The organism is Rhizobium sp. HT1-10 (assembly GCF_049472505.1).
In the GTDB taxonomy this organism is placed as follows: domain Bacteria; phylum Pseudomonadota; class Alphaproteobacteria; order Rhizobiales; family Rhizobiaceae; genus Rhizobium.
The window spans coordinates 1-23899 of sequence record NZ_JBCEBQ010000018.1; the positions used below are offsets into that span (position 1 = coordinate 1).

Consider the following 23899-nt stretch of genomic DNA (forward strand, 5'->3'; position numbering starts at 1 on the left):
ATATCCCGTCATGTGGCCGATGACGCGCATGCCGTCCTCATCATGGACCAGGCGGGATGGCACATGTCCAACAACCTTGTCGTGCCTGCCAACATCTCGATTTTGCCATTGCCGCCGAAGTCGCCCGAGCTTAACCCGGTTGAGAACCTCTGGCTCTTCATGCGCGAGAACTGGCTGTCGAACCGTATCTTTAAATCATACGACGACATTGTCGCTCACTGCTGCGATGCTTGGCGAAAGCTCGAAAGCCAGCCGTGGCGCATAATGTCAATTGGGCGCAGAGAATGGGCAAATAGGTTCTAGTCAGTGAGGATGCGTATTACGCCTGATGAGAGGATTTGAACCATAGAAGTGATGGAACGCCTCGCAACACTGTCGCTTTCGAAGGCGTCTTGTCTTATGGCCTTCAGGCCGTTGGGTCCATTTGTAGCCGTCTAGTTGTTTGCCGTGCCCATCGGATCGAACCCGGCGGCACGGATCTACCTTGTCCTATCGCTGGCCCAAGATCAGGGACCGAGATTAATATTCACGCCAATCGGCTTCCACCCGCCGTCTGCCGGGATAAATTTCAAATCGTACTTTATTTTACTCGGGTTTGTATCGAAATAGCCGTTCAAATCCAAAACTCCATCAGAGTCAATTTTCGCGGCTTCCGTTGGGATCGGCTTCATCGCAAGGGCAACGCCCATATAAGCGTCCTGAACCGCAAGTGGCTTGAATGTGGCTTTCAGCTGGTCAGAACTGTAAGCGTCTTGGAATGGCTTGGCCAACTGCGCACGAAATACACTATAGTCATCCGTGATTATTGCGTCGCTGAGAGCTGATATCATGCTCTTTATCATGACCTCTTGTGCGAAATCGTTCGGCACCGTTTGCGTATTATCACTCGGCGTCGTTTGAGCTGATGCCCCACCAGCAAGAAGTAGGGAACATAAGGCCACCGAAAAGGCAAAACACGATGCGCCGGCGCGGGATTGAGTTACCATTTCATTGAACCTTTTTTGGGAATATGAGCCCGTTAATTAAACGCTAAGTCGCCGGCTAGCTCGGAGACGCATTTCGGCGAAGCAGAAAGCCGTCAAGTGCTTTCTTTGCGTAGTCGCTGGTGGCAGAGAAGCTGAGGGCCCTGGCTGAGAACGGAACATCATTCTATTGATCCTTTAAGCGACAGCCCTAGTATTTGGTACCTTGGTTTATTCAATTGACGAAGGACGACTTCGCGTGCGTCATGGTTGCATCTATACTGCATAGGCCTCAGACAGGTTTTTTTGTCGACTGGCAATGCCGCTCAAATGTTGATGCCCCCAAAAATGGGCCCAAAATGTGCGCCGATGATAAGTGATACGCTCCCTATATATTAGCCAGTACTCCACGAGCGCGGCATTTGGGAATTGGTGCGCTCTCCCTGAGGCGTGGGCCATCCTGAAGATGCCCGCGCCGTCCCACAGGTGCCGGTATCATCAGGAATGACAAAAGCGAAGATCAGAACAAACGTATCCATCCGGTGAGGGCCGCGTGGTGTATGATTTAGGCTCGTCTGCAATAATGCGCTCGATCCTTTCCGGATGACATTGCTCGTCCGCAAGGAACTGGCGGACCCCGCCCTCCCAGGTGCGAATGTCGGCGATGAATTCTGTCAACGCCGGAGCAAATTAAGGCCAGGCGGCGGAGTAAAACCAGGCCACTTGTGGCGCACGCATGAGACCTCCGGGAGGGCGTAGCCCGAGCGGGGGTCTCATGCGTGCGTGGTSRWKTTYMAAGGAGGGTTTAGCCGGCCTTTCTGGCGCGGCTTTGGGCGAGACGATAGCTGTCGCCGTTCATCTCGAGGATGTTGACGTGGTGGGTGATGCGATCGAGCAGTGCGCCCGTCAAACGCTCGGAACCCAAGGTTTCCGTCCATTCGTCAAACGGTAGATTGCTGGTGATCAGGGTGGCTCCACGTTCGTATCGTTGCGAGATTAGCTCGAACAGCAACTCCGCGCCGGTCTTCGACAGCGGCACGAAGCCCAGCTCATCGATGATGAGAAGCTGGTATGCAGCCATTTGCTTCTGGAAGCGGAGCAGACGCCGTTCGTCACGTGCCTCCATCATCTCGCTGACCAGGGCGGCGGCCGTGGTGAAGCCGACGGACATGCCYTTCTGGCATGCGGCCAAGCCGAGACCGAGTGCGACATGCGTCTTGCCCGTGCCACTTGGCCCGAGAGCGATGACGTTCTCGCGTCGCTCGATCCACTCACATCGGGCCAGTTCCAGCACCTGCATCTTGTTGAGCTTGGGGATGGCGGCGAAGTCGAAGCTGTCCAAGCTTTTGACGACSGGGAATTTGGCCGCCTTGATGCGGCGCTCGACCTTGCRGCGATCSCGTTCGATCATCTCCCTTTCGGARAGCCGGAACAGGTATCCGACATGATCGACACCCTCTGTGGCGCATAGCCGSGCCAGCTTCTGGTACTCGCGTTGGAAGGTCGGCAGCTTAAGCGTCKTGAGATAGTGGGCAAGCAGGATCTCTGGTGCTTCGGTACTCATGCYGCTTCTCCCGCATCCGATGACAGGAGGCGCATRTACGCCTTCGCCGATGTCKTCTCGACCGTCGCCTTCGGCAGGTAGGGATAGATAGACAGGTCCAGTCGAGGCGGCCGRCGCTCCACCCGGCATAGGATCAGGTGCTTGACGGCGTCGARGCCGATAGCTCCGAGCTGCAGGGCCTGCTTCACCGCCGCATGCAGGTCCGCAAGGTCGAAACTCTCCAGAAGACGGAGAACCTGCACGTACTCACGTCGGCCATGCTTTGCCATGCGGCCTTCCATCAGCCGGCGCAGCGTGGCGAATTCCTCTGGCAAGTCCCACCCCTGGAGAGGCGCTGCCTGATCCAGCGAATTGATCTTYTGCTCGATCAGCGGCAGRTAATGCACAGGATCGAAGATGACGTCTTCCCGTTCCCAGCTCCGGGGATGGCRGGCGATGATCTCGCCACGGCAGCCAATCACCACTTCGTCGACATAACCCCGGACCCAGACATCCTGATGGCCGTAGGCGACCGGCACGGAATAATCGTTGGTCTTGTAGCGAACGAGCGACTGGGCCGTTACCTTGACGCCGGCCTGGTCGCACGCATCGAAAGGCGACGCTGGTAACATGCGCATGGCAGCAAGATCCCGTTGTAGCCGCTCCCCGATCGTCTCGCTCTCGCCGCGTAGCCTGTCGCCCTGGCGCTTGCGGCATTGCTCTTCCAGCCAGACGTTGAACGCCTCCCATGTTGGAAACTGTGGGATCGGGACCATAAAGTTGCGCCTGCTATAGCCGACGAGACCCTCGACATTCCCTTTATCGTTGCCCTTTCCCGGACGACCATAACGATCCCGGATCAGGTAATGGGACAAGAAGCCGCTGAACAGCGCCGCGCGCTTGCGTGTTCCATCAGGCAGGATCTTTGCCACGAGGCAGCGATCGTTGTCGTAGACGATCGACTGCGGTACGGCCCCGAAGAACGCAAACGCATGGATGTGGCCATCGACCCAGGCCTCCGATACTGCCGCGGGATAAGCCCGGACATAGCAGCCGTCGCTATGCGGCAGATCCAGCACAAAGAAGTGGGCTTTCCGCTCCACGCCGCCGATCACCACCATCGCCTCGCCGAAGTCGGCCTGCCCATGGCCCGGCGGGTGAGCCAGCGGCGCGAACACTTCCTGGCGACGCTGATCCCGCTCGCGCATGTAGTCCTTGATGATCGTGTAGCCGCCGGTGAAGCCGCGCTCGTCACGTAAACGGTCGAACACCCGCTTGGCCGTATGGCGCTGCTTGCGCGGCACCTTCAGGTCTTCCTCCAGCCAATGCTCGATGGTCGAGACAAACGCATCCAGCTTCGGCCGCCGGATCGGCAACTGACGCTGATACCCAGGCGGTGTCGAATACGACACCATCTTGGAAACGCTGTCGCGGGATATGTTGAAGTGCTTTGCAGCCTGACGCCGGCTCATCCCTTCCGAAACAGCCAGGCGAACTTTGAGATACAATTCCACGGTGTAGATCCCCTTGTCCCTCCTGCGTTCAATGCAGAAGGAAGATAGGTGGCCGGATTTTACTCCGCCCCTACGACGTGATTATCACGCCGCTACCGTGGCCGACTTTTGCACCGCCGCTCTCACCAATTCGTCCATGCCGTCGTCTTCTGTGTACACGGAGATGATGCTGCCGTAGCTCAGATTATCGTTGGAGACGATTGCCTGAAGAAGCTCATGGAGGAGAGACGGCTCCGTATATGGCCTTCCAGGAGGATGATGGTGCCATTCACTATGAAGCCGATTCCGTTCAAGATGGTTGCTTGGATTGGTCTGCCGGCTTGAGCCATAGACCTTATCCAAGGCGAGGACCGTGCCCGAAGGCACGTTGCGATGGGGCAAGAAGCTCTTACACGTTGAAGGTCTTGAGAATGGATGCCACGCGCTGACATTTGCCGATGGTACGCGTGTCGAAAGCGGACTGTTGGTAGGTGCGGATGGAGCATGGTCCAGGGGTTCGGCCCATGCTTTCAGACTTAGAAGCAAATTATGTCGGCACGGTATATGTGAAGACCTATCTTCAGGATGTTGAAAAGCAGCACGCGAAATTGGCGAACTTGGTTGGACCCGGTGCGATGTATGCGCTTACTCCCGGCAGGGGCATCGTCGCGCATCGTGAAGCGGGCGATATCATTCACACCTATGTCGAGATGAGCCGCTCGCCGGAGTGGGTAGCAAGCATCGATTTCAGCGACAGGGAAAGCGCGGCAGCCCGCATTGCGGCTGAGTTCGAGGGGTGGACGCCTGAGCTTACGGCTTTGATCACCCACGGCGACGCGCCGCTGGTGCCCCGCGTGCTTTACGCATTGCCCGGCGGACATCGATGGGCTCGTGTCACCGGTGTCACGCTGATCGGCGCCGCCGCGCATCTGGCGCCCCCGGACGGCGAAGGCGCGAATTGGGCGATGTTCGATGGAGCCGAGCTTGGCAAGGCGATCGTAGCGCAGCCTGACAATATAAAGGCCGCACTCGCTGCCTATGAAGCAGAAATGTTCCCGCGAAGCGCAGCCGCGGCCAAGGAAGCCCGCGAAACCCTGGAGCTGTGCCTCGGTGAACGGGCACCGTTCGGGCTGATACGGCTTTTCACGGGCGCACGTGGAAAGGAGGGTTGATCGGCACCTGGATGACTGCAGCTGAGCCGGTTTGGTTTAGAGTAGTGAACTGCACGAACGGGATTGTGTCGCCCTGGCGCGATGCATAGTCCTGTACACTCTCAAATTCCCCGAGAACCCCCATCGCTTTCGCGATCAGTCGCATGTCTTCTTCCTCAAGCCTGCGCTTCGGCCCACGCACTGCCACGCCCCAGTGGGCGCCTTGATGGCGGTCAGTCAAAGCCTGTCCAGAAGCGGCTTGACCGGCTCGGGCGCGGCGTCCTTCAGATAGTCTACATCGACCCTTTATGGATTGAAGTTCATCGCCTGCTCGGCGCGATAAGGTGCGTAACCTTCCACACTGCACACTGCCCATAGCTTCGTCAGGGGCGTGCTGACCACATCCACCCTGCAAAGATCGTTGCCATGGCCACCATCGGCCAGTTCACGATTCCGATCGCCTCACAGCCCCCTTGTCCCAGGCTATCGTGCTGATCAGGCGCCCTTAAAGCTGCCAATTGGCTTCCAGGCAAGTCTGTAGTCCCGATTGGTGACGACGGGGCAAGCGCATGATGCGCCCTGATAACCGTCTCGGTTTTGGAATGTGAAAACGGCAACCGCTCAGAACTGCCAATCGACGAGCTGCTCGCCGCCAGAGACCTCAAGAACAGTGCCTGTAACGTAAGGGTTGGTCATCAGGAACACCGCAGCGTGCCCCACGTCGGCCGGTTGACCGATCCGGCGCGCTGGGAAATTGGCGCGCACCTTTTCGCGAACGTCCGCGGCGCCTGTCGGTGAAAGGAAGTTCCAAAGGTCGGTGTCGATGAACCCGGGCCGAATGGCGTTTACCCTGATAGGGCCAAGTTCGAGCGCCAGCGAGCGCGCCAGTGCCTCTACTGCGGCAAAAGTCGATGTGACGCTCGTCATGCCGATCTTCGAACGAGCCGCGATCCCTCCGGTCATAAAGGTAATCGACCCATTGGAGGAAAGTTTTGGTGCTGCGTAGCGTGCGCACGCCCAGGAACCGAGAAACTTACTTGTGCCGTAGCTACGCACACCCGCCATGTCTTCGTCCATGAAAGCACCCCAACTGCCATCGGTCGGACCTGCGGCGACGAGCAAATGATCGAGACTATCCATGGCTTGGAAGGTGGACCGAACGGCTTCTTCATCGCTAATGTCCAGTTCGATCTGCTGAAAGGGCGCCAGCTCTGGATGGTCCGCAACCGAGGCCGAACGCCGGCTGGCGACCGTTACGCTCGCTCCCGCCGCGTGGGCGGCTTGAGCGATGCCGAGCCCTATCCCTGTTTTGCCGCCGACGACGACCACACGTTTTCCGGTGAGATCATAGGACGGTGAGTGCGAACGCTTCAGCTCGTTCTGTGCTGTTGTCATGATAAACTTCCTTGAATGGTTCTCGTCTCAATGAGCTATGCGATCTGCCTAAGTACCCCGCCGTCAACGCGCATTGCTGACCCTGTCGTGCCAGACGCTTGGTCCGAGCAAAGATAGACGACCATGTTGGCCACCTCTTCCGTACTGGTGAACCGATTGATGAGCGTCGTCGGGCGCATTGTCTTCAGGAATTGCTGTTCTGCCTCTTCCTGGGTGATGCCCTGTTCCCGAGCGGTCCCCGCCATCCAGTTCGACATGATTTCAGAGTTCGTCGGACCAGGAAGGACCGAGTTGACCGTTACGCCCGACCCCGCAACCGTCTCGGCCAAACCTCGCGAGATCGCTAACTGCGCTGTCTTGGTCATGCCGTAGTCGATCATATCCTTTGGGATTGCGAGTGCGGATTCGCTGCTGATGAACACAACGCGCCCCCAGCCGCGCGCGGTCATCCTCGGCAGGTAATGGCGCGATGCACGAACGCCACTCATGACGTTGAGCTGAAACATGCGCAACCAGTCTTCATCTGTAAGATCTGAGAAGGGTTTGGGATTGGCTGTGCCTGCGTTGTTGATAAGAATGTCGGCATCGGGCGCCTGGGCTGCAAGAGCCGCGCTGCCTTCCTTTGAGGCCAGATCCGCAGCGACACCGGTGATCTCGATGTCTGGGAAGAGCGCCTTGACGTCAGCCACCGCTGCGGAGACCCGGCTCTCGGTGCGGCCGTTGATAACGACTGACGCCCTGGCCCGCGCTAACCCCTCTGCGATCGCCCGACCAATGCCGGCGGTGGATCCGGTGACGACTGCTTTGCGGCCTTCAAGTGAAATGTTCATGATCGTGTTCTCGATGAGTTGTGACGATCACCGTTTGTAGCGCATGTCGAGAATCACGATAATATGGACGAATGGAATGTAATTGATGCTCTGATGGAATAAATAGAGGCGAGCTTCCCCACCCGACGCTTGTTGCCGGAGGTCCGAGGCGTTGAAAATGACGCTAGATCCGCCCTTCAAGCGACGCTGCGAGGAAGTCGGTCACGTGTCGAACCCGCGCAGAAACCAGCCGACGCTTCGGCCAGACGAAGCTGATGTCCCTTGTGCCCTGGACATAATCGCGCAGAATCGTCACCACGTCAGGATGCGAGAGCTCTTCGACGAGGGATGCCTTGGTGAACATGCCGATCCCGACGCCCGCAAGCACACCCGCACGGATCGTCTCGATGCTGTTGGAAGTAAGATTGCCGCGCACTGCGACGCTGAAGTGTCCTTCCGGGCCAAAGAATGGCCAATTCGCCGACTCCTTGAAACCGCCGTAGACGAGGCAGTTGTGGTCTGCAAGTTGAGCAGGCGTTGTGGGCGTACCATGCTTTTCGAAATATGGGCGTGATCCGACGCATACGAGAGGGGTTTTTGCCACCCGTCTGACGACGGCATCGGGCTCTTCGACAGCTCCTACTCTTATCACCAGATCGACCCGATCCTCGACCATGTCCCGCATGAGATCCGATAGGACCAGATCCACTTCGAGCTTGGGAAATCGGAACAGCAGATCTGGAATGATTGGCAGGATATGAAGTCGACCGAGGGTGGTGGGGACAGCAATGCGTATCGACCCCGACATGTCGACCGCGCTGCCTATGACCTCACGATTGGCGTCATCGATCTCCTCGAGCAAGGGCTTCATCCTGTCGAAATATCTTTGTCCCTGATCCGTCAAGGTGACGTTTCGGGTGCTGCGATTGAAGAGTGCGACGCCCAGACGGTTTTCGAGCGCACCGATCGCTTTGCTGACTGCCGGCTGTGACGTGCCGGTTCTGCGAGCGGCTGCCGTAAAGCCGCCCGTCTCGACCACCGCGAGGAACGCCTCGAGCTCGGAAAGCCGGTCCATCTTATTCCTTTACGGTATGGAAGGCTGGTAGATTTCCAACCATTTCTGCACATACATTTACACACATGCACAATCCCTCCCAGCGCCATTCGAAGACGATGCTTGCTTCGGCAGCTCCGTTACGAGTGCATCTATGGCCGCCCGTACCCGGGTTGGGAGGTGGGCGCCATCCGGCCACAAAGCCCAGACCTCGGACACATGCGGAGGCATATGCCGCATCACAGGCACGAGCTCTCCGGTCTCGACACGTTTGCTCACGAGCCAGAACGGCAGCCACGCCAGTCCGAAACCATCTGCCGCGGCGTCGGCTATGGCGTCGATGTCATCAAACCGGAGACGGGAGACAGGATTGAATTCAGAGGGGATACCTTCCTCCTCAAGCATCCAGGACTGTACCCGACCCGCGCGGGAATACGTCACCGTGTCATGGGCGTCGAGATCTGAGATGGTTTCCGGAACACCGTGCCTTTCGAGGTAGGCAGGCGCGGCGTAGAGCATCATCTCCTCATGGCCGACCCGACGGATGCGCGTGCCTGTGGCATTGCCCTGCGAACCGTTTCGTATCGCTAGGTCGAAGCCGTCCTCCAGGAGATCGACCTTACGATCGTTGAAACTGAGTTCGAGCTCAAGGTCGGGGTTTTCTCTGGCAAGCCCGGTGAGGATGGGAGCTACACACATTCGACCGAAGAGAACAGGCATGGACACCCGAAGCTTGCCCCGCGGCGCGCTCGATCCCAATCCAGCGCGGCCTCGACGGCGCGAAGTTCGGCCATCGCCCGCTGGCAGTGCTCGTAAAACAGCTGTCCGTCCGCCGTGACGTTCTGATGGCGGGTGGTTCAACGTGGAAGCGTTTAACGAGCAGGGCGAGAGCCTCGGCATCGTTTTCGAAACGGCATCACCGTTCGATACGCCGCGTCGAATGGAAGAGCTGATCGCCTGGCTGGATGAGCAAGGGCGAGAAAAGCGGCTCCATCCACTTTTGGTCGTAGCGATCTTCGTTGTCGTTTTCCTCGAAATCCATCCATTCCAGGATGGCAATGGCCGCCTATCGCGTATTCTGACCACTTTGTTGCTCCTGCGGGCCGGCTACGCTTACGTCCCCTACAGCTCGCTCGAAAGCATCATCGAGCAAAGCAAGGAGAGCTATTACGATAGGACACGGCATATCGGACGTAGAAAAACACCGCGTATAGAACTACGTCTTTGGGGTAATGGCTGCCTTTGAAATCGACCATGATTTGAAACTCAACATGCCTGCTCATCTTCAACCCAGATCTATAGCAAGATCAACCTGCCGGCAAACCACGGAAAGTTTGCGACAACCCTCGTGAGTGCTATGATCCAGATCATTTTGTGGCCGTCGTGCGCTGCAGTCCCTCTACCGGCTGCGCCGCCTTGCTCGCGAACAGTCGCTTCAGCAGGCAGACGAAGTCGTCCACGAATGTGTAGATGGTCGGGATGATGAGCAAGCTGAGGAAGGTCGATGTAATCAGGCCTCCGAGGACCACGATCGCCATCGGCTGGCGAAAGCTCGAATCGCCGCCGCTCAGGCTCAAGGCGGCCGGCATCATGCCTGCTCCCATCGCAATGGTTGTCATGATGATTGGCCGGGCTCGCTTATGGCAGGCGTCGACCAGAGCCTCGAAGCGAGCCATGCCGTTTCGGCGGGACATGATCGCGTACTCGACGAGAAGAATGGAGTTCTTGGATACCACGCCCATCAACAGGATCAGCCCGATAATGGCCGGCATGGAGAAGCTCGTCCCCGTGATGAGGAGCGGTGCCAGTGCTCCGCCGAGTGCGAGCGGAAGCGCCATCAGGATGGTGACGGGCTGGAAGAAATCATGAAAGAGCAGAACAAGGACCGCATAGATGCAAAAGATGCCGATCCCCATGGAGGTCCCGAAGCTGGTAAAAAGCTCGGAACTGCGCTGCAGCTCCCCCTGCTCAACCTGGTGAACACCCTGCGGAAGCTGGCGAAGTGAGGAAAGCGCCTGAGCCTCCTTGTTCATGTCCCCCAGAATGCGCCCGTTCAACTCGATGGACAGCGTGATGTTTCGGGCTCGATCGATGCGATCGAGCTCGGATGGACTTCCGCCGATCGAAATCGCTGCGATGCTTCCGAGCGCGACATTGCCGTTCGCACCGGCGACCTGCAGCTGCGATATCGCATCGATATCCTCGCGGGAATTGGCATTGAAACGCACCCGGATTGGAATCTGTCGCTGCGGCAGATTGAGTTTGGCCAGCGCGCTGGAGTAGTCGCCATTGGTGGACACCCGGACCGCCCCGGCGATCGTTTCGGATGTGATCCCGAGCGCCGCAGCCTTTGCGAAATCGGGCCTTATCTGGATTTCGGGGGCTTGCAGCGACGCACTCGATGTGACCGCCCCGATGCCTTTGAGCGTCCGGAGTTGTTCCTCGAGCGCGCTCCCCGCCTGCTCGAGGCTGTTGGGATCATCACTGGCGAGCGTCAACTCGAGCTTGGTGCCGTTGCCTCCGGTCCCGACCTCGACGCGCACGCCGGCGATCGAGGAGAGCGCGTTACGGATGTCGCTCTCGATCGCGGCCTGCTTTCTGCTGCGCTTCTTGATGTCGGTCAGGTTCACGACGAGGGTCGCCTTCGTCACGTCAGCCGTTGTCGTGGAATCTATCCCGCTGCTTGAGGAACTGCCGACAACGCTGAAGACCTGCGTGACGTCGGTGAGTTTGGAGACGATGTCGCTGGCGCGTTTCGACACGGCATCCGTCTGGTCCAGTGTGCTACCGGGCTGAAGTGTCAGGGTCACCTGCGTCTGGGCATTATCCGAGGCGGGAAAGAAGCCGGTTTGCAGGAACGGGATGGTCGACAAGGACAGGACAAGGAAGATGCTGGTCACAAGCAGCGTCATCTTGCGATGGGTGAAGCAGGTTTTGACCAGCGCGATATAGGTCCGCATGATCCGGCCGTCTGGCGCTTCAGCGTGACCCGGCTTTAACAGGTAAGCGGCCATCATCGGCGTCAGGAAGCGCGCCACCAGAAGGGAAGATAGCACTGCGACGGAGGCGACAATCCCGAATTGCCGGAAAATTAGACCGGGAATGCCGCTCATGAATGCCGTTGGCAGAAAAACCGCAACAAGGGTGAATGTGGTCGCGATGACCGCCAAACCGATTTCGTCGGCAGCTTCGATCGCCGCGTTCATCGGCGTCTTGCCCGCCCGTAGGTGACGGGAGATGTTTTCCACCTCGACGATCGCGTCATCGACCAGAATGCCGACCACCAGCGACAATGCGAGGAGCGTAATCGTATTGAGGCTGTAGTCAAAGAAATGCATCACCAGGAAGGTGGGGATGATCGAAAGCGGTAGGGCGATTGCGGACAGGCATGTTGCGCGGAAATCCCGCAGGAACAGCCACACGACGATGACGGCAAGAATAGCGCCTTCGTAAAGCATCTCCATCGAGCCGTCATAGTTTTCGATGACGGGATTGACGGTCGTATACGCATCGACAATCTCCACTTCGGGATGTTGCGAGGCGAACGCCTTCATCTCCTTTTGCACATCTTCGGCAACCGTCGTGTCCGAAAAGCCATTCGATCGCTTGATCTGAACGGCAATCACCGGGTCGCCATTGAGATAGGCAAGGGACGAGCGCTCCGCGAAGCTGTCCGTCACTTTTCCGAGCTCGTCGAGCCGGACGCTCTGGCCGGTCGAGAGCGGGATCGGCAACGTCGCTATATCCTCGACGGACGGAACGGCACCGAGCGTGCGAATGGTCTGACGCGACGAGCCGATGTCGCCTCGACCGCCGGACTTGTCCGATTGGACCGATTTGACGCGGGCAGACACATCCGATGCGGTTACCCCGAGCGATGTCATGGTGTTCGCATCGAGATCGATATGAACCTCACGATCCACCCCGCCCAGCCGATCGACCTCCCCTACCCCGCCGACTGACAGCAGCGCCTTCGTCATGTCGTTGTCGACGAACCAGGAGAGCTCGGTCTCGTTCAGTTGCTTCGAGCGCACGGCATAGGCGACGAGGACGGATGATTGCACCGTAACCTTCGAAACCGTTGGCGAATCCATTTCCGATGGAAGATCGCTCTTGGCGCTGTCGACCGCGTTGCGCACTTCGTTCAGTGCGCTTTCGCTGTTTTTCTCCAGCTCGAACGACACGCTGATGGAGACGGACCCGTCGGTGATCGTCGTCGTTATGTGATCGAGAAGACTGAGGGTCGCGAGCTTGTCTTCGATCTTGCGCGCTACCTCCGTCTCAAGCTGGGTCGGCGCTGCGCCTTCCAGCGATGCGGCGATCTTGATGGTGGGAAGATCCATGTCCGGAAAGTTCTGGACCTGCAGCTTGGAGAACGCCAGCAGCCCACAGACGGTCAGCAAGGCGAAAAGCAGGACTGGCGGGACAGGGTTGCGGATTGACCATGCAGAAATATTCATTGTGCCGCCCCGTCAACTTTCACGAGCGCGCCCTCAGACAGGAAAGCACCGCCTGACTGAACGATCGCCTCATCACCCTTCAAGCCAGACGATATTTCGACCCGGCTGTCCCTGCGACGCCCGACATCGACGCGTGTCCGGTGGACCTTGTGAGCCTGATCGATGGTGAAAACGTAGTTGATGCCGTCTTTGAAGACCAAGCTCGACTCCGGCACAGTCAAAGCGTCCTTGTTGCCGATATCGATCGTGCCCGACACATACAGGCCAGAGTGAGGCTGCGGCTCCTTGGGCAGGGCCACATATACGATCGAGCGGCCGGTATCGGTACTGACGGTCGGCGCGATCAGCCTGACGGTACCCTTGAAAGTTACGCCGTCGGGTCCTCTGATTTCAGAGTTTTGCCCCTCTTTGATCTTCAGCAGATAGCGGGTTGGAATCTCAGCCTGCCACTCGATGCGTTGTTGACGCGTTAGTCGAAACAACTCCGTTCCGGTGGAAACCACTGCGCCCAGGGACGCGGATCGCGACGTGATGATGCCGTCGTCGACGGCGGTAATCGTGGTTTGCGCAAGTTTGATGCGCTGGCTCTCAAGCGTGGCCTGCTCGGAATCGAGGTCCGCCTGCGCACCTTGCTCGGTCGTGATATATTCAACTTGTTTCTGATCGGAAAGCGCTCCCGAACCGCTCATTTGGCGGGCCCGGTCCGCGTCTGCCTTGGCCTTCGTCAGGGCTGCCTGCTTGGATACGACAGCGGCTTCCTCCTTATGCAGATCCGCAATGACGGTCTCCTGATTGAGCCGAACGAGAATGTCGCCCTTTTTCACAATGCTGCCGACATCCGCCAGGACATCGGTCACTCGCAGCCCACTCGTTTCGGATTCGATGACGGCTTCATGCCACGGCTTGAGCCATCCGCTCGCCAGCACGGTTTCGGGCCAGTCCTTGGTTTCTGGCTTGACCGCGACCACCGTCAATGCAGCAGCTCCCTCGGTCTTTGCCGGCTCTTCCGCCGAGACCTGTGCCACCCCTACCCAACAGGTGACGATGGCAGCCACCAGCGCCCGAGGAACGAGACGATGGGGACGATGTCGGGAATTGGCGTTTTCAGTCGGTACGATTTGGCGCGAAATTGTCATTGGGCGATTGACTTTACTGGTAGGTGCGGCGCTTCGACGAGGTCGCGCGCGGCAGGCTGTGAAATATCGATCGGGCCGGTCCAGCCGCCCCCAAGGGCTTTGTTCAGCGACACATAGTGAGTGGCGATATCGGTCCTGGTCTCGATGAGGTTCTGTTGAGCGGAGTACAGCGAGCGCTCGGCGTCCAGCACATCGAACAGATCGCCCTCACCGGATGTCTTGAGCTTCTTTGAGAGATTGGCGGCCGTGCGATAGCCTTCGACGGCCTTGCCGAGATCCACAGAACGGGCACGCGATCGATTGAGGGAAACGATGGCGTTTTGAACGTCCTCGAGGGCGGACAGGACGGCCGACTGGTAAGCGAACACATATTGGTCACGCTGCGCCTTGGCGACATCGACCGCTGCCTTCAACTGGCCACCCTTGAAGATCGGGACGGTCAGAGACGGCCCGAACGACCAGCCGATCGTGGATTTCTTACCGAGCTCCGAAACGCTCGAGGCAGACGAATTGATGGATCCGGTCAGGCTCACCGAAGGATACCGGTTGGCCTCGGCCTCGCCGATCTTTGCCGTCGCCTGGGCCAGTTGCCGTTCAGCCTGGCGGACGTCGGGCCGTGTGTTCAAGATGTCAGCGGGTATTCCGACCGAAAGCTTTGAAGGAGGCGTTGGCAGTCTCGATTTCTTGCCGAGAAGGCCATCGAGCAGCAGCGGGGACTTGCCGAGCAGCACACCCAACCTGTTGACGGACTTGGCATAGGATATTTCATAGGTCGGGATATCGGCATGCGTGGAGGCAGCCTGCGCCTCGGCCTTGGAGACATCGACCATCGATGAACCGCCCGCCCCATATTCCGTCCGTGTGAGCGATGCGGTCTGGCTCTGGGATTTGGAGGAATCGCGAGCCAGTTCGGTCAGCTGCTGATATTCACGTGCCTGAATGTAATAGGTGGCAACGTCGCCGATCAGGGTCACGAGCGTATCGCGCAATTCCTCGTCGGCCGCATCGACCCCATACTTCGCCGCTTCCGCCGCGCGCTTGTTGCCTCCGAACAAATCGAGTTCCCAGCTTGCGTCAAAGCCCGGCTGGTAATTGTTGTAGATCGTCGCCGGTGCACCGTCGGCAGCGGCGGCGCGATTGCGTGTCGCCGACGCCGTGGATTCGACCGTTGGAAGCAACGTGCCGACCTGCTCACGATAGCTTGCACGCGCCTCGCGCACCTTGGCCTTTGCCGTGGCAACATCCAGGTTCGCGGCGACTGCCTGCGCTATGAGACCGTCCAGAATTGGGTCCTTCAGTTGCTTCCACCACTCAGCCAACTGGGGCGGCTTGTCGGCATGGGCAGCCGCCTTCCCGCTCCAGCTCCCGGCCATAAGGAAGCTCGGCTTCTGGTAGTCTGGACCGACGACGCAGCCACTGAGCCCAGTGGCGATCAGAAACAGGGCGCACAAACGACGGGGCGCTCTGTCCAGGCCTGCGCCGACACGATGATTCAGGGCAAAATCGAAAGGGCGGTTTCCCGGCAGTTCGCCGTCGTCCCTCGGACGCGCATTTTCCCGGACGCTCGGCCACAGAAATGGGGCTTGGGCTTTGGTCATCTTGATCAAACTTGCTCCGAGGCAATTGCCGACGGAGCTTCTGATAGCGACTGCGGTGTTAAGCGCCGTTAAGGAAGTGTAAAGTTGTGTAAAACTTCTCCCGGTTCGCCGTCTTCGGTATATCGTTCACGCCTGACAACATGGAAACCGAGATGCCGAAAGTTCTTCTCATCGACGACGACATCGAGCTGACGACGCTTCTCAGCGAATATCTCGTGGAAGAGGGATTTGAGGTCGACACGTCGACGGACGCGCGGGTCGGCATCGCCGGTGCTGCCGATCAATCGGTTGACATCATCGTTCTCGACGTGATGATGCCGAGAATGAACGGCATCGATGCCTTGCAACGCATCCGCCGCCTGGGCGACGTTCCGGTCCTGATGCTGACGGCGAAGGGAGATGACATCGACCGTATTTCCGGCCTCAACCTCGGCGCCGATGATTATGTCGCCAAGCCCTGCTCTCCGGGTGAGCTTGTCGCGCGCATTCGGGCCATCCTCCGGCGAGCCGGAGGCAGGCTGGATGAACAGGATATTCTTCGTGTCGGCGACCTGGTCCTGAATTCGGCTGGTCGCGCAGCGCAATGGCAGGGAAAGCCGCTGGAGCTGACAGGCGCCGAATATAATATTCTCGAAGTGCTGGCGCGTAATGCCGGACAGCTCGTGCCAAAACAAGAAATTTCCCGGCGCGCATTCGGTCGACCGCTGACGCCGTTCGACCGCCGCATCGACGTGCACATCAGCAGTGTCCGCCAAAAGCTCGGAATTCGTGCTGACGGCACCTCTTGGATCCGTGCGATCCGTGGACAGGGATATCAACTGATGCAGGCGGTGTGATGCGAAGACTATTCTGGAGAATTTTCGCGATTGTCTGGCTGACGATGGCGACGTCGCTGGCGCTGCTGTTCGTCATCAGCTTCATCTTCGGCGTATTGCCCATACCACAGGAACTTAGCGATCAAAAGACAAATCTGGCGATCGATACGGCAGCTGCCCTTTTGGCGACAAACGGTGTTGGCGTCACACAGCAATATCTGACTGCAGTCTCGACCACACCATCGCCCGTCCATCTGAAACTGACGGTGATCGGCCATCCCCTGGCGTGTAAAGCAGAGACGACGGATCAGTTTGAACGACGGATCGTCAATACCGGCAGGTGCTATCAACTGACCGCAGCCGCAACAGAAATAGATTTTCTCGCCCGTAATTTGCCAAAGCTGGTCCCTTGGACGTCGGCGATGCTTGCTGCCGCGGTTACTGCCTTTTGGCTGGCCCAATATCTGACGCGGCCGGTGGACCAATTGCGCAGAGGCTTGCGTGCACTCGCACAGGGACAATTCGACATCAGGATTGGCGGCGATAACAATCGAAAAAGAGATGAGGTTGAGGCGCTTGCTCACGACTTTGACGTCACTGCCGCCCGTTTACAGGAATTCCAGGATATCCAACAACGCCTTTTTCACGATGTATCTCACGAGCTTCGATCGCCTCTTTCTCGACTTCAGGCGGCAATCGGCCTCATGAAACAAAACCCCGGTCGGTTGCAGGCAATGGCTGATCGCCTCGAGCGAGAGATCGCCCGCATGGATGACCTAGTCGGTGAGGTGTTGACGCTCGCTAGACTGACGGCGGGCGACAACCATCCACTAGAGCGACAGACCGTCGATTTGGTCGATTTGCTTCAGGAGATTGTCGATGACTGCGCATTTGAAGGCGCGTCCCGCAACGTCCGCGTCGTCTACGAAGGCGCGAAATCCTTTGTAACATCAGTCAACGGCGAGCTCATCTATAGGGCCATCGAAAATGTCGTGCGCAACGCCGTCAAATACTCGCCGTCAAATACTCGGGTTGCCGTTTTCGCGGAGAGGGCCGGACAAACCTTCGTCATCACCGTCCTCGATCAAGGGCCCGGCATAGCGAAAGACAGTCTCGCCGCTATATTTCAGCCGTTCCGTAGGGGAAACGATATTGCCGAAGGCACCTCCGGCTTCGGTCTCGGACTGGCGATAACCAAACATGCCTTCGCCAGCCACAGCGGCCACGTGGAAGTGGAGCTTCCTGCCAATGGCGGTCTGCTCATGCGTATGACACTTCCCGCCTGAGCAGCCTCCATCGAGAAACCATGATCGGAAAGGGGTGGTATGACCATCCATTTTGGGCTTACAAACGAGCGCTGAAAACTAAACATGACGCGCAGAAGGGTGCTCTTTCAAGGATCGGAACCTTCGACCATTCACGCATCAAACCGTTTTTCCACGGTATCAATGAATTGCACCGTAACGCCAATTTATGGAACATAGCGGATTCAACACGCAACGACAGTCACCTTCGTCTCGGTAAGGCCATTACGATATGCCCGAGAAACTTAGTGACTTCCGCCCCACGAGAGAACGTCGCCAAGTCGCTTGCTGGAGGGGTGCCCTTCCCAACGCCCGCGCAAGCGCTTCAATGCATAGCGGGTCATGAGATTTCCCTGCACCTTCTCTGAGGATTGATAACGCCTGCGAAATCGGCATAGCATCGCGATAAGGACGGTCTGCCGTCAAGGCATCAAAGACGTCGGCAGTGGAGACGATGCGGACATCCATGGGGATATCTCTTTCGGTCAATCCGCGCGGATAGCCCGTACCGTCAAGTCGCTCGTGATGAGCGCCACCGATCTTTGCCGCTCCTGAAAATGCGCCGATATTTGAGAGTATCTGTTCGGAAAATTCTGCGTGTCTCCTCATCTGCAACCACTCGGCATCATCAAGCTTACCGGGCTTGTCGAGTACACTATTGCTCACACCAAGTTTCCCAATATCGTGCAGCAGGGCCGCCCGCCTCAGGAGACGACGTCTTTCAAAATCAATCCCAAGCTCTTCCGCTATGATATCGGTAAAAAAGGCCACCCTGTCGCTATGACCCGAGGTATATGGGCTTTTAGCATCAATAACCTTGGCGAAGGCTGCGGCAATGTCGTCGAGATAATCTTCATCCGCCATGATAACGTGCTGGCCAGGCTCAGATGCCAAAACCTTTGCTTCTAGGCTACTTGAGTTGAGCACTTCCCAAAACCCAGATCGAGCTGCGACCCGTGAGAACACATCGACCACTTCGGGGTCAAACCAGCTGCCTTCCCTCTTGTTGATCTCGTTAAGGGCACTTTGTGGGCCGTTACTCATCTGGAAGACGTCGATAACTTGCGCGATAAGGGCGATGCGCGAGAACAACGGGATTCCTTCGCCAGCTTTTCCGTCTGGCTTGCCGCCGCCATCCCAATGCTCATCAAGCCCGAGGATCCCTTCTGCGACCTTCTCCGAAAAGCGCATTTGTCGTGCGATATCTGCGCCGCGCTGACAACGAGTTTGAATAAGTTCTGTGGAAATCTCGCCACCATTCTGCAGGATGTTCAGGATACTGCGGAACCGCTCAGCCAAAGCGACTTTCATACCGGTATGACCGATCACGAAGCGCAAAATTTGACTCAGGCTACCGTCGACAAGTTTGAAGTCGCGTTTGAAGCTCAGATCATCGGCGAGATAGAGTTCGCAGATACGCGCCGCGTTGCTGCTGCAGCCAAGATCCTTTAGTAGGAGTGTGTAATATAGATCCTGCAGTTCGCTCTCAGGCAAGCCAATCTCGCGACCGATGGCGGTACCGATGTAGCAGCACCGTATACAGTGACCGGGTGGCTGGCCCTCCGTCAAATCCAGGGCTTGGCTGAGCGCTTGAATGATTTCAGCAAGTCGGATGTGAACGTCACTCATGTTGAACCCCTTCGAAGCCGTCAGTCTACTAAAAGCTCGTTGACGACCGATTGAGCGGACAATTCAAATGCCAAATAGCTGCTATCTCGCATATGCATTGGGCGCTTCGGCCGGACTGGCAAAACTCCGACACCATAGTGAGCTGCTATTCTGCCGAAGCTGCGATTGATCTCAGGATCGTAGGAGCTCGGCTTGTTGACGCCAGACTTCAGATTGTTGGGAACTATCAGGCGCGGTACACCGCTGAAGAAAGCAACATGCGCACGTGTGAACCAATCCAGTCCGGGAGGGTCTGCGTCCACGTTGCCTCGGCAAAGGTGAAACTCGACGCACCGAGCACGCGACGAAGATCTCCACCTCGCGGATCTCTCCGGTCTTGCGGTCAACGATTGGCAACTTCTTTCCAGAATAACCCGTGTTCAGCGAGCGTGGGTCGCGTACCAGCGAGCTCGAACAGCTTGTTGGTAGGCTCGATGGCGATCTCGCTTCAGCGAAAGTTTCCGCGGTGGGATCTGCGACTGCCCGATCTATCACCGAGTCGGCCTTTAAGACGAGAGCCTGTGCCGCATGCAGGCGCAACGTCAGGCTGCCGATGGCCTGGATCGTGTAGCGATCGTCCAATGCATTGTCGACGACGCTATCCACCCAGGCACGGGTCTTTGTGCGCACGAAGCTGACCGTTTCATTGCTTGCGGCCTGGCCGATGCCCGGATCGAACGTCACCTGGATGATCCGGAAGATCGCGCCATCTGCGGTCGGCACTTCGTAGCCCTTGTATGCGGGAACGAGATGCGATTTTGGAACCTTGACCCTGTCGAGCAGCACCGTGCGGGAGAGTGTGGCCCGCTGGCCGAAGGATAACCAGTCTTCGATGACCGTCAGCTCGGGCGCATCACGCAAGGCAATGGCTACCATGCCGGGCCCTCGTCATCGAGGGCAAAGATCGGGACAAGATGGGGGAGCAGATCATATGGCGAACTCTTCCTCTGTGCGGGAGGATCTAATTAGGGGCTGGCCTGTAAAAGGGTAAATACTGATTGCGGCAGAAGTGGCCAAGCCTATCATTGTCAGCCCTAATAGAACTGCCCGTTTACCTTGCAGTCCTCTCATAGGCGGTCAAGATTGCAAAGACTAGCCCCGGGAAGCGATCTTCCACTTCGGAGCAACGCGAGTGATTGCTCATTTCCACGCCATGACGTTCGCACCGTATGAGGCCAGCTTCCCTCAAAACCTTGAAATGCTGCGACAGGGACGATTTAGGGATCACTCGCCCGCCTAGGTTTGAGACCGCAGCGCATGTTCCACAGAAGCCAGCGCCTGCGATTTGCGCGAAGATTGCCGCTCTCTCTGGATCTGAGAGAGCATACAAAATCGCCTCAGGCTTCACGTCTGTAATCGCGGGATGGAAGAGTGGTCTCATGTAAATTTATATAGGGGCACTTGAAATATAGATCAACAGTTCCGAAATCCTGAACTACGGGACAACGAACCAGTTCTGGCGGCACCCGCTTCGTAGGAGAAACCATAATGTCTAGACTCGCAGGAAAAGTGGCCGTTGTGACAGGCGCCTCCAAAGGCATCGGCGCCGCGATTGCCAAGGCTTTTGCCGCTGAAGGCGCTCAGGTCGTGGTCAATTACTCGTCAAGCCAAGCCGGCGCAGACGCCGTTGTGAAAGCGATCACTTCGGCAGGTGGCGAGGCCATCGCGGTGCAAGGTGACGTGTCAAAGGCAGAGCAGGCAAAGGGATTGATCGACGCCGCAATTAAGGAATTCGGAAAGCTTGATGTGTTGGTCAACAATTCCGGCGTTTACGCGTTCGGCGCGATCGAAGATGTCACCGAAGAGAGCTATCGCCATATGTTCGATGTCAACGTTCTTGGCGTTTTGCTAACGACGAAAGAGGCTGTTAGGCACTTTGCAAATGGCGGCAGCGTGATCAACATCTCGTCTGCAGTAACGAGCCTAGCTCCTCCTGCCTCCTCGGTCTACACGGGGACAAAGGGCGCGGTCGATGCCATCACCAGCGTCCTCGCCAACGAATTGGGAGGCCGCAAGATTAGGGTGAATGCTATCCTGCCCGGCATCGTGGAGACCGAAGGGACCCATACCGCTGGGTTCGTTGGTTCGGATTTCGAGCGGGACGCAGTTAGCAAGACTCCCCTCGGTCGCATTGGCCAGCCGAACGATATCGCGACCGTTGCGGTCTTTCTCGCGTCCGACGAATCCGGTTGGCTGACCGGCGAGCACCTGACCGCCAGCGGAGGCTTCCGCTAATCGGCCGAACCAGTAGTTAGTTAAGGCGCCGTTCAGGGCCACCGTATTCGCGGCCGCCCTGAACGGCGCAGGTCTGACTTCAATTTGAAGTGCCACTTGGCAAGACACGCGATAGCGCTGAAAACTCACATCGCAGTCGATGTTGCCCAACAAATGGCTGCCAAAAAGCAGACAAGCCGATTTGCGGGGTTAGCCGTTTTGAAAACCACATCCAGGGAAACGATCGAGACATGCAAACTCAACGCTTTGCCTGGCAAATTCTTGCCGCATATGGCGGCCGGCCTTTTGCTGCTTAGAACTCCTCCAAGTTCTCGGCAGCGGCAGGCGCACCACCGCCTCCGAGGCCGACAGGACCTGCGATGTTAAAAAACGCAGATTTTGTCTCCGGCTCGGGCACTTAGGGTTAGCGAGACATTAAGAAGTACGCGCTAATTTGGGGCAAAATATTGCAGCGAAGGACGGAGCCGCAGGTAATCATGTTTTCCTACGATTTAAACCGACTGTTTTCTGCCCTCGACCAATCGATGGCAATCATTGAGTTCGACGTGTCCGGAACAATCCTCAAGGCCAACGACAATTTTTGCGATCTGATGGGCTATACCGAGACGGAAATTGTCGGAAAGAAGCATCGCATTTTCCTTGACGCGGAATACGCCGCCTCGTCCGCCTATAAGCAGTTTTGGGACAAGCTCTGCGGGGGCGAGTTCGAGTGCAGTGAATTCAAACGGATCGCCAAGAGCGGTCAGGAAATCTATATCCGCGGAAACTACAATCCGATCAAGAACGGCAGTGGTAAAGTCCTCAAGATTGTTAAGTTCGCCAATGATATAACCCAGACAAAAATGAACGCGATTGACACCGGCGCCAAGATTGACGCCATCTCTCGGGCCCAGGCGATCATCGAATTCACGCCAGACGGCCATATTCTAAAAGCAAATGAGAATTTTCTGTCCGCGTTGGGATATACATGGTCCGAAGTGAAAGACCGGCATCATAGTTTGTTTGTCGATCCAGCCGAGGCAAAGTCAAGCGACTACAAACTGTTCTGGTCCAAACTGCAGAACGGTGAATTCGTCACTGGAGAGTTCAAGCGCATCGGTAAGGGCGGAGGCAACGTCTTCATCCAGGCATCCTACAACCCGGTGTTAAGCCCCGAAGGCAAAGTCATTAAGGTGGTCAAGTTTGCGACCGACGTGACGCGCCGCGTTCAGAACGTCGACACGCTCGGCGAGGGCTTGTCGAAACTTGCAGAAGGTAATCTGGCTCAAGCAGTCACGCAGCCATTTATTCCATCTCTCGACCGTCTGCGCACGGACTTCAACGCCGCCTGCCAAAAGCTTCGGACGGCCATGGAGAGTGTCGCGGTCAACACGAAGGCGATCGCTGCAGGCTCCAACGAAGTCAAGACTTCGGCAGATGACCTTGCCAAGCGCACCGAACAGCAGGCAGCGTCGGTGGAGGAAACCGCCGCCGCACTCGAAGAGATCACGACCACCGTCAATGACTCTTCGCGCCGTGCCCAGGAGGCTGGTGAACTGGTCTCTAAGACCAAGGCTCATGCCGAACATTCCGGCGAGATCGTAAAGCAAGCGGTCACGGCGATGGATCAGATCAATGACTCCTCACGTGAGATCTCCAACATAATCGGCGTCATCGACGAGATTGCGTTTCAGACCAACCTACTCGCACTCAATGCTGGCGTCGAAGCTGCCCGAGCCGGCGAAGCGGGCAAGGGCTTTGCAGTTGTCGCCCAGGAAGTTCGGGAGCTTGCACAGCGATCTGCGAAAGCCGCCAAGGAGATTAAAAACCTGATCACCGCCTCTGGCAATCAGGTTGCAGACGGCGTGGCTCTCGTGGGCAAGGCTGGAGTTGCCCTCGAAGAAATTGGTCAAAGCGTCAACCGCGTCAACGCCGATGTCTCTGCTATCGTTGAGGCATCACGTGAGCAGTCAGTCGCGCTTTCCGAAATAAACCGCGCCATCAACGCCGTCGATCAGAGCACCCAGCAAAATGCCGCCATGGTCGAGGAGCAGACGGCTGCAAGCCATGCTCTGGCCTCAGAAGCCGAAGCCCTGTTTGCTTTGCTCGAACAATTCGATTTTGGCATATCAAATACCATGTCAAGGCCGGTAGCCAGGTCAGTATCACAACCGGGTCCGAACCGAGCGGCGAAGCCTCGCATCGCGATCGTCGGCGGACGGTCCACGTCTGCAGCCGTGGCGCAGGACTGGGAGGAGTTCTGAGACGCTTCGGACAGCTGTCGACACACAATAGCG

At 57.5% G+C, this 23899-nt stretch carries 18 protein-coding genes and 5 pseudogenes; 7 read left to right on the forward strand and 16 right to left on the reverse strand.

What is annotated here, in order from left to right; genetic code table 11:
- The coding region (locus VH564_RS24820) for a transposase (protein ID WP_423342516.1) at positions 1-303 on the forward strand (303 nt) is incomplete at its 5' end.
- A gap of 203 nt (positions 304-506) precedes the next feature.
- Here VH564_RS24820 and VH564_RS24825 read toward each other — a convergent pair.
- The 4 genes and pseudogenes from VH564_RS24825 to istA all read right to left on the reverse strand — a co-directional run bounded on the left by VH564_RS24825 (position 507) and on the right by istA (position 4019).
- Positions 507-986, reverse strand: a complete 480-nt coding sequence (locus VH564_RS24825) for a hypothetical protein (RefSeq protein WP_423342517.1) — start codon at positions 984-986, stop codon at positions 507-509.
- A gap of 474 nt (positions 987-1460) precedes the next feature.
- Positions 1461-1640: pseudogene (locus VH564_RS24830) on the reverse strand (hypothetical protein); the annotation flags it as partial.
- A gap of 127 nt (positions 1641-1767) precedes the next feature.
- Positions 1768-2526 carry an IS21-like element helper ATPase IstB gene (gene istB / locus VH564_RS24835; RefSeq protein WP_423342518.1) on the reverse strand — a complete coding sequence of 253 codons (759 nt, stop codon included), beginning with the start codon at positions 2524-2526 and terminating at the stop codon, positions 1768-1770.
- Complete coding sequence (istA, locus tag VH564_RS24840) at positions 2523-4019, reverse strand: IS21 family transposase (protein WP_423342519.1); 1497 nt, start codon at positions 4017-4019, stop codon at positions 2523-2525. Before istA ends, istB begins: the two co-directional genes overlap by 4 nt.
- Positions 4020-4495: 476 nt before the next feature.
- Between istA and VH564_RS24845 the strand changes: the two genes are divergently transcribed.
- Positions 4496-5170, forward strand: coding sequence for an FAD-dependent oxidoreductase (locus VH564_RS24845; protein WP_423342520.1), 675 nt, complete (start codon positions 4496-4498; stop codon positions 5168-5170).
- A gap of 600 nt (positions 5171-5770) precedes the next feature.
- Here VH564_RS24845 and VH564_RS24850 read toward each other — a convergent pair.
- The 4 genes from VH564_RS24850 to VH564_RS24865 all read right to left on the reverse strand — a co-directional run bounded on the left by VH564_RS24850 (position 5771) and on the right by VH564_RS24865 (position 9127).
- Positions 5771-6544, reverse strand: coding sequence for an SDR family oxidoreductase (locus tag VH564_RS24850; RefSeq protein WP_423342521.1), 774 nt, complete (start codon positions 6542-6544; stop codon positions 5771-5773).
- Positions 6545-6579: 35 nt separating this feature from the next.
- On the reverse strand, positions 6580-7374 hold the full coding sequence (locus tag VH564_RS24855; protein WP_423342522.1) for an SDR family NAD(P)-dependent oxidoreductase: 795 nt from the start codon (positions 7372-7374) through the stop codon (positions 6580-6582).
- Between the two features lie 163 nt (positions 7375-7537).
- Complete coding sequence (locus tag VH564_RS24860) at positions 7538-8428, reverse strand: LysR family transcriptional regulator (RefSeq protein ID WP_423342523.1); 891 nt, start codon at positions 8426-8428, stop codon at positions 7538-7540.
- A gap of 57 nt (positions 8429-8485) precedes the next feature.
- Entirely contained in the window at positions 8486-9127 is a 642-nt protein-coding gene (locus tag VH564_RS24865) for a LysR substrate-binding domain-containing protein (protein ID WP_423342524.1), read from the reverse strand.
- 142 nt (positions 9128-9269) lie between these two features.
- On the opposite strand from VH564_RS24865, the pseudogene VH564_RS24870 reads away from it, so the two are divergent.
- Positions 9270-9491 (forward strand): annotated as a pseudogene (locus tag VH564_RS24870) (Fic family protein); the annotation flags it as partial.
- A gap of 82 nt (positions 9492-9573) precedes the next feature.
- On the opposite strand, the pseudogene VH564_RS24875 reads toward VH564_RS24870, so the two are convergent.
- The 4 genes and pseudogenes from VH564_RS24875 to VH564_RS24890 all read right to left on the reverse strand — a co-directional run.
- Positions 9574-9663: pseudogene (locus tag VH564_RS24875) on the reverse strand (IS6 family transposase); the annotation flags it as partial.
- Between the two features lie 111 nt (positions 9664-9774).
- Positions 9775-12867: an efflux RND transporter permease subunit gene (locus tag VH564_RS24880; RefSeq protein ID WP_423342525.1), complete on the reverse strand. Its 3093-nt coding sequence runs from the start codon at positions 12865-12867 to the stop codon at positions 9775-9777.
- Positions 12864-14003 (reverse strand): efflux RND transporter periplasmic adaptor subunit, encoded by a 1140-nt coding sequence (locus tag VH564_RS24885; protein ID WP_423342526.1) that lies wholly within the window; start codon positions 14001-14003, stop codon positions 12864-12866. The genes VH564_RS24880 and VH564_RS24885 overlap by 4 nt, the downstream gene beginning before the upstream one ends.
- Entirely contained in the window at positions 14000-15454 is a 1455-nt protein-coding gene (locus VH564_RS24890; RefSeq protein ID WP_423342527.1) for an efflux transporter outer membrane subunit, read from the reverse strand. The genes VH564_RS24885 and VH564_RS24890 overlap by 4 nt, the downstream gene beginning before the upstream one ends.
- Before the next feature lie 299 nt (positions 15455-15753).
- Here VH564_RS24890 and VH564_RS24895 point away from each other — a divergent pair, with 299 nt between their 5' ends.
- Positions 15754-16437, forward strand: a complete 684-nt coding sequence (locus tag VH564_RS24895) for a response regulator (RefSeq protein ID WP_423342528.1) — start codon at positions 15754-15756, stop codon at positions 16435-16437.
- Positions 16437-17702 (forward strand): ATP-binding protein, encoded by a 1266-nt coding sequence (locus VH564_RS24900; RefSeq protein ID WP_423342529.1) that lies wholly within the window; start codon positions 16437-16439, stop codon positions 17700-17702. The genes VH564_RS24895 and VH564_RS24900 overlap by 1 nt, the downstream gene beginning before the upstream one ends.
- 243 nt (positions 17703-17945) lie before the next feature.
- On the opposite strand, the gene VH564_RS24905 is transcribed toward VH564_RS24900, so the two are convergent.
- From VH564_RS24905 to VH564_RS24920, 4 genes and pseudogenes are all read right to left on the reverse strand, one after another.
- Entirely contained in the window at positions 17946-19349 is a 1404-nt protein-coding gene (locus VH564_RS24905; RefSeq protein ID WP_423342530.1) for an HD-GYP domain-containing protein, read from the reverse strand.
- 98 nt (positions 19350-19447) lie between these two features.
- Positions 19448-19760, reverse strand: a pseudogene (locus VH564_RS24910) (IS21 family transposase); the annotation flags it as partial.
- Positions 19759-20314 (reverse strand): annotated as a pseudogene (locus VH564_RS24915) (SfnB family sulfur acquisition oxidoreductase); the annotation flags it as partial. The pseudogenes VH564_RS24915 and VH564_RS24910, both read right to left, overlap by 2 nt.
- Before the next feature lie 125 nt (positions 20315-20439).
- Entirely contained in the window at positions 20440-20769 is a 330-nt protein-coding gene (locus tag VH564_RS24920; RefSeq protein ID WP_423342531.1) for an ArsR/SmtB family transcription factor, read from the reverse strand.
- Between the two features lie 107 nt (positions 20770-20876).
- Between VH564_RS24920 and VH564_RS24925 the strand changes: the two genes are divergently transcribed.
- Together VH564_RS24925 and VH564_RS24930 are read left to right on the forward strand one after the other, a co-directional pair.
- Positions 20877-21623, forward strand: coding sequence for a glucose 1-dehydrogenase (locus VH564_RS24925; protein ID WP_423342532.1), 747 nt, complete (start codon positions 20877-20879; stop codon positions 21621-21623).
- Positions 21624-22099: 476 nt separating this feature from the next.
- Complete coding sequence (locus VH564_RS24930) at positions 22100-23866, forward strand: methyl-accepting chemotaxis protein (RefSeq protein WP_423342533.1); 1767 nt, start codon at positions 22100-22102, stop codon at positions 23864-23866.
- Positions 23867-23899 lie beyond the last annotated feature (33 nt).